This window comes from Paraburkholderia sp. MM5384-R2, assembly GCF_014201025.1.
In the GTDB taxonomy this organism is placed as follows: domain Bacteria; phylum Pseudomonadota; class Gammaproteobacteria; order Burkholderiales; family Burkholderiaceae; genus Paraburkholderia; species Paraburkholderia tuberum.
Genome location: NZ_JACHDI010000011.1, coordinates 16,309 through 35,686, shown reverse-complemented (window position 1 = coordinate 35,686; position 19,378 = coordinate 16,309). Strand labels below are relative to the sequence as shown.

General features: G+C 62.7%; 13 protein-coding genes and 2 pseudogenes. 10 read left to right on the top strand and 5 right to left on the bottom strand.

The window, feature by feature from the left end; all coding sequences use genetic code 11:
- The first annotated feature begins 11 nt into the window (after nucleotides 1–11).
- Nucleotides 12–860 (top strand): alpha/beta fold hydrolase, encoded by an 849-nt coding sequence (locus HDG37_RS18660; protein WP_184050166.1) that lies wholly within the window; start codon nucleotides 12–14, stop codon nucleotides 858–860.
- A complete protein-coding gene (locus tag HDG37_RS18655) occupies nucleotides 857–2,437 on the top strand; it encodes an AMP-binding protein (protein ID WP_184050164.1) in 1,581 nt (526 codons plus the stop codon). Before HDG37_RS18660 ends, HDG37_RS18655 begins: the two co-directional genes overlap by 4 nt.
- Before the next feature lie 18 nt (nucleotides 2,438–2,455).
- Here the strand turns inward: HDG37_RS18655 and HDG37_RS18650 are convergent, their stop codons facing one another.
- The 3 genes from HDG37_RS18650 to HDG37_RS18640 form a co-directional block, all read right to left on the bottom strand.
- Entirely contained in the window at nucleotides 2,456–3,331 is an 876-nt protein-coding gene (locus tag HDG37_RS18650; RefSeq protein ID WP_184050162.1) for an enoyl-CoA hydratase-related protein, read from the bottom strand.
- A 43-nt stretch (nucleotides 3,332–3,374) separates the two neighbouring features.
- Entirely contained in the window at nucleotides 3,375–4,325 is a 951-nt protein-coding gene (locus tag HDG37_RS18645) for a spirocyclase AveC family protein (protein ID WP_184050160.1), read from the bottom strand.
- A 110-nt stretch (nucleotides 4,326–4,435) separates the two neighbouring features.
- Nucleotides 4,436–5,683 carry an aminoglycoside phosphotransferase family protein gene (locus HDG37_RS18640; RefSeq protein ID WP_260334922.1) on the bottom strand — a complete coding sequence of 416 codons (1,248 nt, stop codon included), beginning with the start codon at nucleotides 5,681–5,683 and terminating at the stop codon, nucleotides 4,436–4,438.
- A gap of 240 nt (nucleotides 5,684–5,923) precedes the next feature.
- On the opposite strand from HDG37_RS18640, the pseudogene HDG37_RS40385 reads away from it, so the two are divergent.
- Both HDG37_RS40385 and HDG37_RS18630 read left to right on the top strand, forming a co-directional pair.
- Nucleotides 5,924–6,585: pseudogene (locus HDG37_RS40385) on the top strand (SDR family NAD(P)-dependent oxidoreductase).
- Nucleotides 6,586–6,600: 15 nt separating this feature from the next.
- Nucleotides 6,601–7,068: pseudogene (locus HDG37_RS18630) on the top strand (IS6 family transposase); the annotation flags it as partial.
- Nucleotides 7,069–7,193: 125 nt separating this feature from the next.
- On the opposite strand, the gene HDG37_RS18625 reads toward HDG37_RS18630, so the two are convergent.
- On the bottom strand, nucleotides 7,194–8,417 hold the full coding sequence (locus HDG37_RS18625; RefSeq protein WP_311541504.1) for a DNA-binding protein: 1,224 nt from the start codon (nucleotides 8,415–8,417) through the stop codon (nucleotides 7,194–7,196).
- A 501-nt stretch (nucleotides 8,418–8,918) separates the two neighbouring features.
- Nucleotides 8,919–9,824 (bottom strand): LysR family transcriptional regulator, encoded by a 906-nt coding sequence (locus HDG37_RS18620; RefSeq protein ID WP_184050158.1) that lies wholly within the window; start codon nucleotides 9,822–9,824, stop codon nucleotides 8,919–8,921.
- Between the two features lie 129 nt (nucleotides 9,825–9,953).
- Here HDG37_RS18620 and speB point away from each other — a divergent pair, with 129 nt between their 5' ends.
- The 6 genes from speB (at nucleotide 9,954) to HDG37_RS18590 (ending at nucleotide 19,249) form a co-directional block, all read left to right on the top strand.
- Nucleotides 9,954–10,925: an agmatinase gene (gene speB, locus HDG37_RS18615; RefSeq protein WP_184050156.1), complete on the top strand. Its 972-nt coding sequence runs from the start codon at nucleotides 9,954–9,956 to the stop codon at nucleotides 10,923–10,925.
- Between the two features lie 76 nt (nucleotides 10,926–11,001).
- Nucleotides 11,002–12,270, top strand: a complete 1,269-nt coding sequence (gene gabT / locus HDG37_RS18610; protein WP_184050473.1) for a 4-aminobutyrate--2-oxoglutarate transaminase — start codon at nucleotides 11,002–11,004, stop codon at nucleotides 12,268–12,270.
- Between the two features lie 23 nt (nucleotides 12,271–12,293).
- Nucleotides 12,294–13,751 (top strand): NADP-dependent succinate-semialdehyde dehydrogenase, encoded by a 1,458-nt coding sequence (gabD, locus tag HDG37_RS18605; RefSeq protein WP_184050154.1) that lies wholly within the window; start codon nucleotides 12,294–12,296, stop codon nucleotides 13,749–13,751.
- Nucleotides 13,752–14,098: 347 nt separating this feature from the next.
- Nucleotides 14,099–14,878, top strand: coding sequence for an ABC transporter substrate-binding protein (locus HDG37_RS18600; protein ID WP_184050152.1), 780 nt, complete (start codon nucleotides 14,099–14,101; stop codon nucleotides 14,876–14,878).
- A gap of 1,201 nt (nucleotides 14,879–16,079) precedes the next feature.
- Nucleotides 16,080–17,774 carry a 5-guanidino-2-oxopentanoate decarboxylase gene (locus tag HDG37_RS18595; protein ID WP_184050150.1) on the top strand — a complete coding sequence of 565 codons (1,695 nt, stop codon included), beginning with the start codon at nucleotides 16,080–16,082 and terminating at the stop codon, nucleotides 17,772–17,774.
- Nucleotides 17,771–19,249, top strand: a complete 1,479-nt coding sequence (locus tag HDG37_RS18590; RefSeq protein ID WP_184050148.1) for an aldehyde dehydrogenase family protein — start codon at nucleotides 17,771–17,773, stop codon at nucleotides 19,247–19,249. The genes HDG37_RS18595 and HDG37_RS18590 overlap by 4 nt, the downstream gene beginning before the upstream one ends.
- The last annotated feature ends 129 nt before the right edge of the window (nucleotides 19,250–19,378 follow it).

The following is a 19,378-nucleotide window of genomic DNA, read 5'->3' as shown; positions in this document are numbered from 1 at the left end:
GAAAATCCGCAATGAATGATCGTGTCCCCTCATGGTTCGACCACGCCATGGCCCAGCCGCGTCGATCTCACTTCACCGAAGGCGGCGGGGTGACTGTCCATTATGTCTCGTGGAACGCCGCAGACACCGGTAAGCCGCCACTTGTCTTCGCACACGGTTTTCTCGGGCACACGCACTGGTGGGACTTCATTGCGCCCTTCTTCACCGATCGCTTTCGCGTCTTTGCTCTGGATTTCCGCGGCATGGGCGACAGCGCCTACAGGCAGGAATACAGCGCCGACGTTTTCGTGCGCGACCTCGTCGCTGTCGTGGATGCAATCGGCTCTGGACCGTGCGTCGCGGTGGGCCACAGTTTCGGCGGATCGCGTCTGCTCCAGGCGTGCGCGACCTTTCCCGATCGTCTCTCGCATGCGGTCGTGCTGGATTCGTATTTCATGCTACGCGGCGAAATCTTGCCTGCAGTGGAACGACGCCCGCCGCCCCGTCCCTATGCGGACTGGCATACTGCACTCAGTCGCTTTCGACTCATCCCGGAACAAGATTGCGAGCCGTGGCTGCTCGAGCATCTCGCGCGGACATCACTTCGTCAAACCGCCGACGGCTGGGTATGGCGCTTCGACCCGAAGTTGCGGAATCTCCAGCCGGTCGAAGGCGAAGAAGAGCTGCTGACCCGCATCGCGGTTCCCGTCAGCTACGTGCACGCCGAGTGCAGCAGCGTCGTCAGCGCCGATCGCGCGCGCCGCATCGTAGCTGCGATTCCCGGCGCGAAGGGTCCCATCACGATGCCACGCGCGGGCCATCACATGATGCTTGACCAGCCACTCGCGCTGGTGAGTCTCTTGCGAGCCTTGCTAGCATGAATTCCAATCTGCGCGAATCGAAAACTGCGCCGTGGTCGAGCGGTTTGCCTCTTGCGGCCCTGATTGCGCGCGCCGTCGCAAAGCACGGCGCGACGCCACTCCATTTTCATACCCAGGCCGGTGCCTACACTTGCACCACCGAGTCCCTGCTGCACGACGCGAAAGAGATTGGCAAGGCACTCACAGCCATCGGTCTGCGTCGAGGCGATGTGATCGCGATACAGCTTCCCACACAGCGCGAGACTGCGCTTCTGTATCTGGCTGCACTGGAGATCGGTGCGGTACTCGTGCCGATCGTACACATCTACGGTCCCGCCGAAGTCGGCTTCATCCTTCGACAATCCCGCGCCCGCGTTCTGTGCGTGCCCGATGTCTGGTCCCGAACCGACTACCTGGAACGTGTCGCCGCGCTCGGCGACACGCCCGACCTCGAGCGCGTGATCGTCGTTGGCGATCGGGCGCCCTCGAACGGCATCACGTTTGACGCGCTGCAACGACTCGCCGCGACAACGCATGAACAACGCCCTGCTGACCCGCCAACGTCGGAAGACATCTGCCTGCTGCTGTACACGTCGGGAACGGCGGCTTCGCCCAAAGGCGTGCAGCACTCTCATCGCACAGTAGGCGCAGAGTGGCAGATTCCGTTCATCGACGGGCCTGGGCCGTATCTCACGCCGTTCCCTGCTGGCCATATTGCAGGCTTCAATTTCCTGTTGCGTCCATTCATTACAGGCACCGAGATGGTGTTCATGGACCGATGGGACGCCTCGCTTGCCGCGCGACTGGTCGACGAGTATCGCGTGCGCCTCTCGGGTGGCACGCCGTTTCATCTCCAGGGGCTCCTCGAAGCCGCCCGCCGCGACGGGCGCAGCCTGGCGTCCCTCGCTTCTTACGGTCTGGGCGGCACGGGTGTCACGCCGGAGCACGTCGCCATGGCCGATCGGGCCGGATTCGCGGGAACCCGCGCGTACGGGCTGACCGAGCATTCGACAGTGAGTGTCGGCTGGGCCGATTCGCCTTTTGATATCCGGGCCTGCACGGACGGTCGCATTCAACCCGGCTCGCAGGTGCGCGTTGTCGACGAGTTGGACACCGACCTGCCTGCCGGACGCGACGGCGAGATTCTGATCAAAGGACCGGAGCTGTTCATCGGCTACACCGACCCGGCGCTCAATGCGGCCGCGTTCACTCACGACGGATGGTTCCGGACCGGCGATATCGGCCGTCTCGACGAAAACGGTTGCCTGACCATCACGGACCGAAAGAAGGACATCGTGATTCGCGGAGGAGAAAATATATCGTCGCTCGAAGTAGAGCGAGTACTTGCCACTCACCCGGCCGTGCGCGATGTCGCCGTCGTGGCGCAGCCAGACGCACGATATGGAGAAAGAGTCTGTGCGGTCGTCGTCTTGCACGAACGCACGTCGCTCGACCTGATCGCAGTCCAGACCCACTTTGCCGGCGCCGGGGTGGCGAAGCAAAAGACGCCCGAGCAACTTTGCATCGTTGCAGAGCTGCCGCGCACGCCTTCGGGAAAGGTGCGAAAAGGCGATCTGCGCAAGCAACTTTCCGCGTAGTAGCAAATCAGCTGGCGCTTATCGAGCGGAGCCGTCCCGGCGCGACTTGAAAAACCGATCTCGTTGCATTGACACCTGATCGGACGAAACGAGCCGATCGTAGATCGCACGCGCTGCGGCCATGCCGGCATCGAAATCGGGCGACTCGGCCGCGGCGGCGATGGCATCCAGACACTGCCTTTCTATTGCATCGCTACAGCTGAGGCGTGAGCGCGCTTCAGCGACAATGGAAACCGGATCGCCACCAGGCAATGGTAACCGGCGAATCAATGGCAACGATGTACCGCCTATCTTCTCACGCGCAAGCTCGAGCGCAAGGCGCGACATTTCATGCTCATCGCCATCGACGATCCGGTCAAATAACGCGGTGCCCCGGAAGGTTCCTGCGCGCACGATTTGAGCACCAAGAATGAATTCGATCGACTTCGCGAAGCCCAGCACACGCGGCAAGCGCTGCGTGCCGGACAAAGGGATCACGCCGAGCTTGTATTCGGGCAGACCGATCTGCGCATTGTCCGCGACCACACGGTAGTGGCACACCAACGCGGTTTCCAGACCACCGCCAATGGCAAACCCGTGGATAGCGGCTACAACCGGCTTGTCGCTCGCCTCGATCACCGGATGAACGTGCAGCGACAACGCTGGCGAAGCTGTGGCCGCGGAAGTGCCGAACTCGCGAATGTCACCTCCCGCGGAAAAGCCGCGTCCACTGCCATTGAGTACGATCGCGCGAACCCGCGCGTCGCGCCGGGCCGCTTCAAACGCGGCAACGAGTCCGCGACGGATGCCCAGACCTAATCCGTTGACTGGCGGATGGCTCATCGTGACGATAGCGATTTCGTCTTCTACACGATACTCGACGTCGGCGAAGCGATGCAGCTTGCAATGCGTCATCGGTTATCCGCCATGGCGTTCGACGATGGCGGGCACTGTACGCCTAACGGTTGTTAGCGAGCCAGCTCGGCATATCCGCCGGCCACGGATCGGCATACACCGCGTGCACACCCATCGCGCTCGTGTAGGCCAGATTCAGTATGTTGCAAAATGCGATGAAAGCCAGCACCCGAAGCGCCGTGCGCACCGCTGGATGGCACCCGACACGATCGACACCTCGCTCGATGGCCGTATATCCGTCTTCGTCGACGTTCAGCAGAAGGAAGGCCGACGCCACGAAAGCAGACGGAAACAGCAGGAACTCATAGACCGGAAACTGGTAGTAGTGACCGCCCCAGAAGGAGACACTCTGGAACGCGCCCGGCCACGCGTCGAAGCCCATGAAGCGGCTGGCCGCGATGTCGAGCAACCCCATTGTCATCCAGATGGCGGCAAAACCAGCGAGTGCGAGTCGTACGTTGCCCGCGCGGGGCCAACGCTTACGGACCGCGCGCATCGCCCACACCGCCACTACGGCGGTGCCTGTAAAGGTATAGAAGTAGCTTGGCGCGTCGATCAGGACAGGCTCAGCGATGCGAGCATGGGACGATTGCCAGAAGGGAATGAAGCGGCACCAGCAGCCGTAGTTCAGCGCATAGGCGTTATAGGTGAACATCGGGCGAAGAAAGTCCAGCCACGGATCAAGCCAATATGCCGAGAGCCAACCGATCATCAGCAAACGCACCGCGTCGATGCGGCGACTCTTGACGATTCCGTAGACATACCAGATCGCTACGGGAATCAGGATCAGCACGCTGACCCACTGGTAATGGTCGATCGTCGCCTTCACGGATTCCGGTAGCGGATCCGCGCCCAACTCGACGGGGCGGAAGTCCTCCGAACGAATCCATGCGACGTAGGTGCGGATTTGTGCAAAAGCGAAAAGCGCACCGAGCCCTGCCCACGCATACACGCTGGGCCAGGTTGTGCTGCGTCGAGCGACCATTTCCGACATGCTTTGCCTCCTACATTATTCCCGGCATTCACATTTTAGAATGTCGATCGCAAAACTGTACTCCTGCGGAAACGGCGACGTCAAGTGCGTGTCGCTCAACGCCTGGTGGGTTATCGACCCATGAGGTCATGAATCTCGTGATCGAGTTCCGCCATCGCGAACCGGGGCGCAACTGCACAATTGTTGACTTCGACCTGCCACTCCACCGGATTCACGAGCCAGAAGAACAGCCCATAGACGATGTGGCGCCGGTAGGCATCTAGCGCGCTTTCAATTGACGGCGGGTTGTTGACGCCGTGAAAGGCGAGCCGCTCAAGATAGTATTCGAGCAACGCGCGCTCCCATCTCGGCCGATCCGCGATATCCAGAGCCGATATCAGGAAGTACGTGACGTCATGAGCCCACGGTCCGCGTCGATATGACTGCCAGTCGAGAAAGCCGGGCGTGCCGTCGCGGTCGAAATACAGGTTTCCGAGGTGAACATCGCCATGGAGAAACGTCATCGGCCCGATGCGGTCGAAAGCGCGCAGATCGAGGAGCGCCCGCTCCATCCAGTCACGATCGTGAAACCGCTTTGGCACGGCGGCCCCGCGCGGCAACTGTGTATAGCGGGCGAACACCTCGGGTTTCAACTGGCCCCAGTGATAGGTGCCGGACTCGCCATCGGGCAGCGGGTCTTGCGACGCGAGCCACGCCAGTTCGCCATCGCTTTCGAGCGCAGGCGATTGCCAGAACTGCGCGTGCCACCGCGCTTGCGCGTCCAGGTTTGCCGCCGCCTGCGCAAACGTCAGCGTCCGCTGCACACGACAGAACTCCACTTCCCGTGAACGTAGATCCTCGAGGATCACGATCGACTGCCCGCTTCGACTTTCGGTCTCTGAATAGAAGCAGGCAGGCACATTTGCACGCAAGCAGGGATGGACTTCCTTGAAGAACTTCGCCTCGTATTCGTATATGTAGGCGTTCAAGTTCCGGTACTCGGGAACGAAACCGCCCTTGACGATCAGAGACTCCGGCAAGCCAAGCTCGCGCCCTGTTGCGTTGTAAGCAAGACGCACCCTGACTTTGGTAGCCGTGCCGTACATCACGTCGTCGATGGCCAGTGATTCGACCGCCACCCCTTCATGGCTGCGCGCGAGCGCCGACGTCAGCCACGAAGGGGTGATGTCCTCAACCTGCAAAGGAAGCGTGCCGGTATCTGGCTGCGGTCGGTGCGATTCCATCTGGGCGGGGCTTCTTTTCGCAACTTTCATCTTGGCGCCTTCCTGTGAGGTTGTATGTGCGTTCGTGCCGACATCATCATTGGCGGACCGACGTTCTCCACGCGCATGTTGCGCGGCACGTCCGAAAACCCGCAACGAGGGAAATCCCGGCTGGTATTATCGTTGCGTTTTTAGAATGGCGTGCGTATTTTCGCTCAACCCATTCCGACGAGGCCCCGCTAGCACGGCGCCGAGTCGCTTCATTCCTGCTGTTCGTTAGAGCGCGGGATTAGTGAAACCAGCTCACTCTAATTGTTCCCCACGGTGACCATTGCGCGTCGGACGTTGCCGCTAGAATTCATAAAAAACGACACACAGCCCCCTGGAGACAACTCGATGACCACATCCATGCTTGTGCGGCTATTCGGCATCAGCGGAAAAATCGCTGTCGTGACTGACAAGGGATGCAATTCCAGCATCGATATCGCCCCTGTGCTGGCCGAGGCTGGCGCACGGGTCGTAGTCGCCGATCACAGCGCAGCGCACATGCAATCGGTCGTCGACAAGATCGTTTCGGCGGGCGGCGAAGCAATCGCTATCGAGGCAGACGTGGAACGTGAAGCCTCCGTGATTGCGTTGTTCAATCAGGTCAGCGCAGCCTGGGTAGCCCGGACATCGTGGTCAATTGCGCGGCCATGACCAATAACGGGCCGCTTACGGAGTTCTCCGAAGCCACCTGGGACGAAGTGATGGCGATCGACCTGAAGTCTGTGTTCTTTTGCATGCGAGAAGCGATCAAACACATGCTCGCCGCAGGCCGGGGTGGACGCATCGTGAACGTGACTACCATGGGAGCCACGCATGCCGTACTGAATGGCAATGGCGCCTACGGTGCCGCGCGAGCGGGCGTAGCGGGTTTAGTGCGCTCCGCAGCGCTGGACTATGCCCGCGACCAGATTCTCGTCAACTGCGTGCTTCCCGGTGCAGTTCCCGGCAAGGTTCAGTTTCATCCGGATATGCTGGCTCGGCATTGTCAAGTTGAAGGTGGCGCTGGGTAGAACGGCGGGACGAAGAAGAACCCCTCGCCGTATCACGGCTTCCGTTTTCCAGCTGCAGTCATCAGCTGCGCGGTACGCTGGTACCACCGCTTCAACCTGAGCCTGCGCGACATCGAGGAATTGCTGCTCGAGCGCGGCGTGACAGTCACGTACGAGTCGGTGCGCAACTGGTGTGACCGGTTCGGCACGATGTTCGCCTGCCGGATGAAAGCGGTCCGGCCGCGGACGGGCACGACGTGGCATCTTGATGAGCTGTTCGTGAAACTGCGCGGTGAGCCTTATGTCTTGTGGCGCGCGGTGGATGAGCACGGCGTCGAACTGGATGTGCTGCTGCAAAAGCACCGCGACAAGGCCGCGGCAAAGCGCTTCTTCAGAAAGGTGCTGCGTGCGTACCCGGTACCGCGCAAGATTGTCACCGACCAGCTGCGCAGCTATCCGGCGGCAAGGGCCGAGGTACCGCAGCTGGCCGACATGAAGCACGTCTTGGGGTAATCGTCCTTTTCGTGGAAAATCTGGCGGTTTGTTTTTAAATAACGCGAAAAATCAACAGCTTGAATGCGCTGCGATTTCGCGAAAAACGCATCCTTTTGATGCAGAATCTGGCGTTTTCACCCCGCCGCGTCTGTGAGTCCCAGACGCATCCGGTAGTCCCCAAGCAACTGCTGCTGCGCGTCGAACTGCGCCGCGAGCTTCGTTAGATCGGCGGTCAGCGATTCACGTGCCTCGCGCACCTGCGTCAGTTCAGTCGCCTGAGTCCTTGCCGTTGCCTGCAGTGCATCGTGCTCGGCCTTGGCGCGTGCGTGATCGACGAGTGCCTGGTTCAACGTATTCTGCAACTGCTCCCTGTGCGCCTGCTGCTCGCGTAGATGCCTGGTCGCGATGCCGGCTTCGGCGACGAACCGCGCGTTGTCCCTGTTCAATTGGGTGATCTCGTTCTGCTTGACGATCGCCGTCTGGTTCACCTGGCGCAGTTCCGCCTGCAGTTGCTGAACCTGCTGCTCGTGCCGGCGGGCTTCCTGTTCGCGCTGTTCCTTGCTGGCCATGCGGTAGTGTTCGAGTGCTGCGTGCGCGTGCTGCAGTTTCTCCTCGAGCGAGCGTCGGAAGCCGTCGTGTTCGGCGAGCCGCTCAGTCAGGTCGCGTGCCTGCTGCGTGAGGCGTTCGACATCAAGCGCGCGCTGCTGCAAAGCCGTCCGGGTGTCTGCATGCGCGGCCTGCTCGCGTACGACGGCGGCGCCGGCTTCGGCCAGTTGTGTGCGCAGCGCCGCAACGTCGCCAGCCAGCTTTGCGACCTCGGCCTGCGCCTGGAGGCGCTGCGCCGCCGCCGTAGCCGTCTGCTGGTCGACCGCCGCCTGCGCTTCCTCGTGCAGGCGCGCGGCCAGCCGGGCGACGAGATCCTGAATGGCATCGGAGAGCGACCCGGTGCGCGTGAGCGACGCGCCGTCCTCCTCTTCGAGTTCTTTCAGGTAGCGGTGGATCGTCGATTTCGAGCCGGTGTTGCCGAGCGCGATACGTATCGCGTCGATCGACGGGTGTTGCCCCTGCGCCAGCAAGGCGTCGCGGGCGCGTTTGATGTCCGTGCGGCTGAGACCGGCGCGAGCCATCGTTCCTCCTTCGAATTTCGTACTGTGGTACGTAATATGTATATACGCACCAATTGAAGGCGTCAAGATGTTCTGGGAGCGCTGATTTTTGGCATTGGATAATCGCCCATTATCCCGTGTCAGGCGCAAAAAATGGCGACCCGTGGTCGCCTGCGGTACAACACCGCCCGCGCCAGCGGGATGCGAAGCGCATAAACCAATGCGTAAGCCCGCCAGAAGTGCACGGGCCACGGCATTCTCCGGCCCACGAGAGCAGCCGTGGCTTCCCGCCGTCCTTTATGGGATTCTGGGCGGCTCCGATGGCTTGCGTACCGCAGATTTTGTGGAGCCGGATTTCGTCTGGCGATTCAGAAATAACGAGCAGGTCCCGCCGTCCTTCTGGAATGACTCAATGGAGATCGGCGTCGGGCCGAGTTGAGCGCGGCGCGCGAGTGAGTTTGCAAGCAATTCGTTCCGGGCGCCGCCTTGTCCAAAAGCACTGCGGCAGTAGCGGCGGGCCGTCTTGCACCGCAAGCATAGGTCGTAGCCGATCGCGGCAGCGGTCAAAGGAAAACGTTGCGGCCCGCAGCAGGTCCTGACTTCGCAAAATCAGGCCGGCCGACCGACACGAGTGCACTGCACCGCCTTATAGCGCGGTGCGGCGCAAGCGTTGCGATAGCCCTCCCGTAGGCACTGAGCCATCGGATTGTTCGCAACGTATAGCCGTTGCATTATCACTGCGGCGTATTCTGATCAGCCATTTCCAGCGTGGGCGACTTGAAGGTCCTCGACAAACGCCGCGATAATCGGATGGCGTCGGCCCTCTTTTTGCGTGACCATGTGAAACGGTACCTCATAGCTGAGCTTCGCCGGGTTGAGTGCCGCGAGCAGCCCTTGCGCGACATACGGTGCCGCGAAGTGCTCGGGCAGGTAGCCGAGGTGATAGCCGGACAGGATCAGCAGCGACACGGCCTCCATGTTGTCTGCCTGCGCCGTGATTCGACCTGGCATCACAGGCAGTTGCGCCTCCGGCAGCGGATAGCTGCGCCACGCCCACTCGAACCCCGCAACCTCCTCCGGTTTTACTCCCCCTGCCCGCGCAAATAGCGGATGGCCGCGGCCGCAAAAAGCGAGCTGCCGCTCCGTAAAGAGCGGCGTGTAGTCGAGTGTCGGCACGCGATGCCAGAAATAGCCGACTGCAATCTGGATCGCGCCGCTCAGCAGGTGCTCTTCCAGCTCGCCCGGCGACCTGACCGATATCGCAAACCGAACCGCTTCGTCGCGTTGCCGGAAGCGCGCAATTGCGTCGCTGATCCGCGCGTTCTGGCTGATCGGCGTGTGGCCGATGAGGCCGATCCTTAACGTCCCGACCAGCTTCCGGTCCATGTTTCGGGCCTCGGCACTGAACTCATCGACGGCCGAAAGAAGCCGCCTGCACTGTTCACGAAAGCGCTCTCCCTTTTCAGTGAGCCAGAACCCACTGCGGCCACGCTCGCACAGGCGGAAGCCGAGACGCGTCTCGAGCGTGGACAGTTGCGTGCTGATCGTCGGCTGATTGACGTTGAGTATGGTCTGCGCGACCGTGACGCCGCCGGCATCGGCGACCGCCAGAAACACTCGGATCAGCCGCAGATCAAGATCGGATAGCGCTCCCAGCACTTCTGCCCCCCTTGTCGCAACGTTGCATAAGAAAACGTCAATGTGAACATTTGAAAACCGTGATTCAACTTTCCTTTATGGTGGCATACAACTGTGCCTGTAGTGACTTGCAATTATACGACGGGCTGAATGCAAATGGAGGAAATCGTGGCAACCGAATACTTTCAACCGATGGGCGGAAACGAAATGCCGCGCTGCGGCGGCATCGCGACGATGATGCGGCTGCCGAACGTTCCGACCGCCGAAGGACTCGACGCATGCTTTGTCGGTGTGCCGTTCGATCTGGGCACGTCGAACCGCACCGGTGCGCGCTTCGGCCCGCGCCAGATCCGCACGGAGTCGGTGCTGCTGCGGCCCTACAACATGGCCACACGCGCCGCGCCGTTCGATTCGCTGCGCGTGGCCGACATCGGCGATGTCGCAATCAATCCATACAACCTGTATGACTCGATCGCGCGCATCGAGGCCGCCTATACCGGGATCCTGAAGCACGGCGTGAAGCCGATCACGCTCGGCGGCGACCACACAATCGCGTTGCCGATCCTGCGGGCCATCCACGCGAAGCACGGCAAGGTGGGGCTGATTCACGTCGACGCGCACGCGGACGTCAACGACACGATGATGGGCGAGAAGATCGCGCACGGTACGCCGTTTCGCCGCGCGGTCGAGGAAGGGCTGCTCGACTGTGGGCGCGTCGTGCAGATCGGCCTGCGCGGCACGGGCTATGCCGCCGAGGACTTCGACTGGTGCCGGGAGCAGGGTTTCCGGGTCGTGCAGGCGGAGGAATGCTGGAACCGCTCGCTCGAGCCGCTGATGGAAGAGGTGCGGGCGCGCGTCGACGGCGGTCCGGTTTATCTGAGCTTCGACATCGACGGCATCGACCCGGCGTATGCGCCAGGCACCGGCACGCCGGAGATCGCGGGGCTGACCGTGCCGCAGGCGTTGGAGATCATTCGCGGAAGCTGGGGCCTCAATCTGGTCGGCGCGGATGTGGTCGAGGTAGCGCCGCCGTATGACCCGTTCGGCACGACCGCGCTGCTCGGCGCGAATCTCGCGTACGAGATGCTGTGCGTGCTTCCGGGCGTGAAGCGTCGCGACTGACAGGCAGGGCCCGCTTCACGACGGGCCGTCGTTCAAGACCGTTCAAACACTATAGACATACCCGGAGACATTGATGATGAGCAACCAGGACCTCCAGGCCCGCAAGAACGCCGCCACACCGCGGGGCGTCGGCGTGATGTGCGACTTCTACGCGGCGCGGGCGGAAAACGCCGAATTGTGGGACGTCGAGGGACGTCGCTTCGTCGACTTCGCGAGCGGAATCGCGGTCAACAACGTCGGCCACCGTCATCCGAAAGTCGTGGCGGCGATCCGCCGGCAGCTCGACGAAGGCTTCATCCATACCGCGTACCAGATCGTGCCATACGCGTCATACGTCGAGCTTGCGGAGCGGATCAACCGGCTCGCGCCAGGCTCGCAGCCGAAGAAGACGGCGTTCTTTACCACGGGCGCCGAAGCCGTCGAAAACGCGATCAAGATCGCGCGGGCCGCAACCGGCCGCTCGGGTGTGATCGCGTTCGACGGGGGCTTCCACGGCCGTACGATGATGGGTATGGCGCTGACCGGCAAGGTCATCCCGTACAAGCTCGGCTTTGGCCCGTTTCCGGCCGAGATCTATCACGCACCGTATCCGCACGAACTGCATGGCGTCACGGCTGCCGATGCCCTGCAAGGCATCGCGCAGCGTTTCAGGTCGGACATTGATCCGCAGCGCGTCGCGGCCATGATCTTCGAACCCGTGCAGGGTGAAGGCGGCTTTTACATGGCCCCGCCGGAATTCGTGCGCGGCCTGCGCGCGCTGTGCGATCAGCACGGCATCCTGCTGATCGCCGATGAAATCCAGACCGGCTTCGCGCGTACCGGCAAGCTGTTTGCCATGGAGCACTACGACGTCGAGGCGGACCTGATGACGATGGCCAAGAGTCTGGCCGGCGGCATGCCGCTTTCGGGCGTGGTCGGGCGCGCCGATCTGATGGACGCGCCGGCACCGGGCGGGCTCGGCGGCACGTATGCGGGCAACCCGCTCGCGATCGCCGCGGCGCACGCGGTGCTCGACGTGATCGTCGAAGAGAACCTCTCGGCGCGCGCCGTTCAGCTCGGCTCGCAGCTCAGGGAGCGGCTGGCCCGCGTGAAGTCGGACGTGCCGCAACTCGCGCAAGTCCGTGGCCCGGGCAGCATGGTCGCCGCCGAATTCATCGACCCGCAGACCGGCGCGCCGGACCCGGCGTTTGCGAAGCGCGTGCAGGCGCGCGCCCTCGAGCGTGGGTTGATCCTGCTGATATGCGGTGTGCACGGCAATGTGATCCGCTTCCTGTTCCCCCTTACGATCTCCGACGCAGTGATGAACGAAGGCCTGGACATCCTCACCGACGCCCTGACTCGCTGACAAGCTCAGCAAGGGAGCCAAACATGAAACTCAAGGACCCGGGCCTGATGCGAGCACAGGCCCTGATCGGAGGCGAGTGGTCGGACGCTGATTCCGGCGCTACCTTCGCCGTAACCGACCCGGCAACCGGCGCTGTGCTTGGCACGGTGCCAGCGATGGGCGCGGCCGAAACGCGGCGTGCCGTCGACGCCGCGCGCGTGGCGCAGGTTGCATGGCGTGCCAGGACGGCGCGCGAGCGTAGCCAGGTGCTGCGCAAATGGCATGAGCTGATGCTGGCTAATGCCGAGGATCTGGCCTTGCTGATGACGAGTGAGCAGGGCAAGCCGCTGGCCGAAGCCCGTGGCGAGGTCACGTATGCCGCCTCGTTCATCGAATGGTTTGCCGAAGAAGCCAAGCGGGTGTGCGGCGACGTGCTGGCAACGCCGGCGGGCGACAGGCGGCTGCTGGTCATCAAGGAACCGGTCGGGGTGTGCGCCGCCATTACGCCCTGGAATTTCCCGCTGGCGATGATCACCCGCAAGGCGGGCCCTGCGCTGGCCGCGGGTTGCGCGATGGTGCTCAAGCCTGCCGAGGACACCCCGTTGTCGGCGCTCGCGCTGGCCGTGCTGGCCGAACGCGCGGGGGTGCCCGCCGGCGTGCTGAGCGTGCTGACGGGCGACGCGGTGGCCATTGGCGGCGAGCTGACGAGCAATCCGGTGGTCCGGAAGCTGAGCTTTACGGGTTCCACGGAAGTGGGGCGCACCCTGATGCGCCAGTCGGCCGACACCATCAAGAAGCTCTCGCTCGAGCTGGGCGGCAATGCACCCTTCATCGTGTTCGACGACGCCGACCTCGACGCGGCCGTGGAAGGCGCGATCGTCTCGAAGTACCGTAATGCCGGCCAGACCTGCGTCTGCGCCAACCGGCTCTACGTGCACGACGCCGTGTACGACGCCTTCGCGCAGAAACTGGTGGCTGCCGTCGCCGCGCTCAAGGTCGGCCACGGGGTGGAATCCGGTGTGCTGCAGGGCCCGCTGATCAACGAAGCCGCTGTGGCGAAGGTGGAACTGCATATTGCCGATGCGCTGGGCAAGGGGGCGCGGGTGCTGACTGGCGGTAGCCGCCACAGCCTGGGCGGCACGTTCTTCCAGCCAACCGTGCTGGCAGACGTGACGCCGGCCATGCGCGTGGCGAGGGAGGAAACGTTCGGGCCGCTGGCGCCGCTGTTCCGGTTTTCCAGCGATGCGGAAGTGATTGCGATGGCGAATGACACCGAATCCGGTCTGGCGTCGTACGTCTACAGCCGCGATATCGGCCGCATCTGGCGCGTTGCGGAAGCGCTGGAGTACGGCATGGTCGGCATCAACACCGGCCTGATCTCGAACGAGGTGGCGCCGTTTGGCGGCGTCAAGCAGTCCGGCCTGGGCCGTGAAGGTTCGAAATACGGCATTGAGGAATACCTTGAACTGAAGTACCTGTGCATGGGCGGCGTCGATCGCTGACGGGCCGCCTCCGTCTGGACTTCATTATTCGATATCGACGGGATTGATCCTCAACCCGCGAGTCGGGAATCGACGGTCTGGCGCCGCCGCCCTCTTCGCAGCACGTCTCGTCGAAAAGTGCGATGGGGGCTGCCCGGTGTAACGCGCAGCGGCTCGCCGCGGGGGGCGACCGGCCTTCAGTGCTTTCGTGAGTGTCACAAGAACTACGTGAATTCCCGTTTTCGTAACTAGCATACCTAATAAAAAAAAGCGCTCTCTTTTGCCGCCCCAAATTCTAACGTCATTGACACTGCGGCGCGTCACGTCCGAATTGCGCAGCGCGCTGCCAACTGTAAGGAGACTCTCTCATGAAAAGATCCGGAATCTGGTTCGCACTCGGGTGTGCCTTCGTCTCGCTGCCGGCGCTCGCCGGGACCTCGACGCTACGCTTCGGGCTCGAAGCGCAGTATCCGCCGTTCGAATCGAAGGCCGCCAGCGGCCAGTTGCAAGGTTTCGACATCGACGTCGGCAACGCGGTGTGCGCGACCGCGCATCTGACGTGCAAGTGGGTCGAGACGTCGTTCGACGGCCTGATCCCGGCGTTGCAGGGGCGCAAGTTCGATGCGATCAACTCGGCGATGAACGCCACCGAACAGCGCCGCCAGGCGATCGACTTCACGAAGGTCATCTACCGCGTGCCGACGAAGCTGATAGCACGCAGCGACAGCGGCCTGGTGGCGACGGCTGAATCGCTCAAGGGCAAGCGCGTTGGGGTGCTGCAGGCGTCAATCCAGGAAACCTTTGCGAAGGCGCATTGGGAAAGCGCGAGCGTCAACGTCGTGTCGTACCAGGACCAGAACCAGGTCTATGCGGACCTCGTTGCCGGACGACTCGACGCGACACTGGTGCTCGCGCCAGCAGGTCAGACGGGTTTCCTGTCGCGCCCGGATGGTAAGGGCTTCGCGTTCGTCGGCCAGCCGGTGCGTGATGACAGGATCCTTGGCAGTGGCATTGCGTTCGGTATCCGCAAGGGCGACGAATCGCTGAAGAAGGAGTTGGACGCGGCAATCGCGAAGTTGGAGGCCGACGGCACGGTCAAGACGCTGGCGCAGAAGTACTTCGGAAACATTGACGTGTCCGCGAACTGATTAACCGCTCGCAGGGTCCTGACACCTGGCCGGGAGTCTCCCGAGGGTCAACCTCAGGGACTCCCGCGCGACACGCTGCAGCCTGCGGCTTGTCCAGTTTCCAGCGCGATTCTGAAGGATGCCGCAAGGCGTCGCCCGGCAACATCCCTCTCCGCGCAGGCCAGCGCCTGTCGCGCCACCGAAACCCTGCATGGCAGCGTTGGTCGCCCAATGCAGCGTTTCAAGGCGTCGGCCGGGCACGGCATCAGCATCCCGGTCGTTTGGAAACTGCAGCCAGATCCGTCAGTCGCCCCGGCCGCAGGTCGGGGCAGTCGTGTGCGACGCACGAGCGCGAGGGATTGGGTGAGGTTGTGCTTCAGCCATGCTGACGCGCAAACAGGAGCGGGGCTCTCTTCAGAAGATCTCGCCCGGTGAACATTGACACGCGCCAATGGTCCGTCGACGATCGCTGCGTCGAACGGCTCCATCAGGAAATCCTCGTGCTAATGCCATGAGTCCATTCTCTGCACATGTGCGCCCATACAGTCGGCTCGACGCCGGATGCTTTTTGCGGGATTGAACCCATCGGCGCGGCGGTACATGGAGTGCAAACTTTCACGCTGGCACAACCTTGGCGTCACCTCTTCGAACTCGCGCAGCATACCTTGAGGGCAGGCAGCGACCTTTTGCCCTCAGAGGGCAACGCCAACTTTCTTGCCGGGCGAATAAGCGAAACCGTGGTAATCGTCCAATGACCGGATCTGGTGGCCTGTTGCGCGTTGCGCCACACAGGGCCGATCAGCTGCTTCGGCAAAGCCGCGATGGCCCGCAATCGTATCGAAGCCTGGCAAAGCGTTGAGAAGCGATCGCCGTCGTACGAAGATCCAAAACGTCTGGCCAGGGTCCCGCACTTATGTGACAAGTTGCCAACCGGTGACGCGTTCTCGGTGGGGAGGCGACATCCATTAGATATGCAGATCAAACGGAGTCGGGTTTCCCCTCGGTCATGCGCGTAGAACATGCGCGTCATGAAAAACCATCGATTGTTCCGGGCGTGTCCAGCGACGAGAATTGGTCGCATGGAAGAGCGTGTGAATGCACCCAGACCTGTCAGCCGGCCGCGTAGTTGATTGCGAGCGTATGCAGCAAATTCCGGAAAAGATTCTGACTTGACGCGGGCACCTGTCTGCAGGGTTAAAACCAACCACGAGTGTGATGATCAATGAATTTTCCCGAAACCACTACCTGCTTGAGTGAAGTCGTCGCCAGGACAACCGACCTCTGGTCTACGCCAGATCAAACCTGTGGCGAAGCGCTCGTTGCGTTGCTCGAAGGATACGGCGTCCAGTACGTGTTCGGTATCCCGGGGGTGCATACAGTCGAGCTTTACCGGGGTCTCGCTGCTTCGTCGATCCGGCACGTGACGCCACGCCATGAACAGGGAGCCGGCTTCATGGCGGACGGCTATGCGCGGGTCACCGGCAGGCCCGGCGTCTGCTTCATCATCACGGGTCCAGGCATGACCAACATCGCGACTGCAATGGCACAGGCCTATGCGGACTCGATCCCGATGCTCGTGATCTCCAGCGTGAATGCGCGGCGAGAGCTGGGCAGCGGGGACGGGCGTCTCCATCAACTGCCATCGCAACGCGAAGTATTCGCGGGCTTCACTGCGTTCTCGCATACGCTGCTCGATGCGGCCGAACTGCCCCAGGTGCTCGCCCGCGCATTTGCGGTGTTTGGGAGCGCGCGGCCCCGTCCGGTGCACATCGAGATTCCCCTCGACGTGATCGTTGCGTCGGCGGGCGGATTGACGCTGACACCTGCGGCTTTGCCGGCCAGACCGAGCGCCAGCGCGATTGCGCTGGCTGACGCCGCGGACCGGCTCGCCAACGCCCGGCACCCGCTGATCCTGGCTGGCGGCGGGGCGTTAGAGGCCGCGGTCGAACTGCGCGAGCTGGCCGAGCGCCTGCAGGCGCCGGTCGCGCTCACGATCAATGCGAAAGGACTCCTGCCGTGTGGTCATCCTCTGTTGATTGGTTCAACACAATCGCTGCCCGAGACGCGGGCTCTGGTCCGGGAAGCCGACGTCATCCTCGCCGTTGGGACCGAACTGGGCGAAACCGACTACGACGTCGTTTTTGATAGCGGCTTCGCAATCGAGGGCCAGCTCATTCGCATCGATATCGATGCGCAGCAGCTGATGCGCAATTTTCGTCCGGATGTGGCGATCGTTGCCGACGCGAGGCAGGCACTTGGCAGCCTCTCGGTGCGGCTGCATGAGCGCCCGATGCCATCGCGTCAAGGCGACTGGGGCGCAGCGCGCGTCGCGACGGTGCGCGACGCGGTCATGGCCAGCTACGATGCAGCGACGCGCTCGCAAAAGCGGTTCATCGATACGATCATCAGCGTGCTACCCGACGTGATCATCGCCGGTGATTCCACGAGCCCCGTTTATGCGGGGAACTTCGTGCACGACGCACCTGCGCCCCGCTCGTGGTTCAACTCGTCGACAGGCTACGGCACGTTGGGATACGGCTTGCCGGCTGCGATCGGAGCGAAACTTGCAGCGCCACAGCGGCCAGTCGTCTGCCTGATCGGTGACGGCGGCCTGCAATTCACGCTGCCGGAGCTGGCGAGCGCAGTCGAGGCACGGGTGCCGGTGATCGTGCTGCTCTGGAACAACTTCGGCTACGGCGAGATTCGAAAATACATGGTCGGGCGCGATATCACGCCCGTCGGCGTCGATATCTATACGCCGGACTTCACCGCTTTGGCACGCGGCTTCGGGTGTACGGCAAGTCGTGTAGATACCCCGGATGCCCTTATCGCCGAGCTGCAGCACGCTGTGTTGCGCAATGTCCCGACCGTGATCGAGATCCGCGAGGCCAACTGGTTCGAGCAGGTGTCCGCATGAGCACGCCAGAACTCCTGCGATTCGATCAGTTGCTGAGGACCCAGCTCTATATCGACGGGCGCTGGTGCAACAGCGAAGGCGCTGGCCGCCTGTCAATCGTCAATCCGTCCACCGAAGAGACACTCGCCGAAGTTGAAGCGGGTGGCGCACCCGATGTCGATCGCGCAGTGCGGGCCGCCGCCCGCGCGTTGCGCAGCTGGAAGAACACAACCGGTGCCAGCCGTGCGGTCTGCCTGCGTGCGATCGCCCGCGGCGTGGAGGCCCGCGGCGAATATCTCGCCACGCTCCAGTCGCTCAACAACGGCAAACCGCTTGCTGAGGCGCGGGTCGACATCGGTGACGTCGTCGCGACCTTCGACTACTACGCCGAGCTAGCCGAACAGCTCGATGAGACGGGTGAGTCCGAAGTCGCGATTCCGAGCGCTGACCACCGGGCCGTGATCCGTCGCGAGCCGGCAGGGGTCGCCGCGCTGATCGTGCCGTGGAACTTCCCGATGGTTACGACCGCATGGAAGCTGGCGCCCGCGCTCGCAGCCGGGTGCACCGTAGTGCTGAAGCCGTCGGAAGTCACCCCGCTGCCCGAGCTGGCACTGGCCGCGATCGTCGCCGAAGCAGGGGTGCCCCCCGGTGTGTTCAACGTCGTCACAGGAACCGGCGCGGAGGTGGGCGCGCCGCTGACCGCTCATCCGCTCGTCGCGAAGGTATCGTTCACGGGTAGTACCGGCGTCGGCGAGCAGGTCATGAAGACCGCCGCTGAAACCATCAAGGGCGTGAGTCTCGAACTCGGCGGCAAGTCGTCGATCATTGTGTTCGGCGATGCCGATCTCGATCTTGCTGTCGACCTCGTGGCAAGCGGAGCCTTCTACAACGCGGGACAGATGTGTTCGGCGACCTCGCGTGTACTGGTCGAGCAATCGATGGCCGACGCGCTGATCGAGCGGCTCGCGGACCGTGCGACGCAAACCGTGGTTGGTGATCCGTTTGCGCCTGGCGTGCAGATGGGCCCTCTCACGAACCGCGCGCAATACGAACGTGTGCAGCGCTTCATCGCGCAGGGCAAGGCCGACGGCGCGCGTCTCGTGATCGGCGGCGAAGTGCCATCGGGTCCAGGCTATTTCGTGAAGCCAACCATGTTTGTCGACGTTCCAGCCGATAGCGCGGTGTGGCGCGAGGAAATTTTTGGCCCGGTGCTGTGCGTGCGCAGCTTCGACACCGAAGAGGACGCGATCGATGCCGCCAACGACACCGAGTTCGGACTGGTCGCGACGGTCGTCACCCGCGATGCGGTGCGCGGTAAACGGGTCGCGGACGCCCTGGCTGCGGGGGTCGTCTGGATCAACGCGCCGCAACTGATCTTTCCGCAGACCTCGTGGGGCGGCTACAGGCACAGCAGCATCGGTCGCGAACTCGGTCCGTTCGGGCTCGCAGCTTTTCAGGAAATCAAGCAGGTACTGACGGCGATCAAGCCCGACTGACGGAAGCGCATGTGCTTGCGTCATGGCGCTCATGCAGAGATTTCGTTTGTTGCCGAACCATCACACACCTAGAGTGGATTTACGCACCACGCCATCGATCGATGGATCTCAATTGATCCACGATCGTGT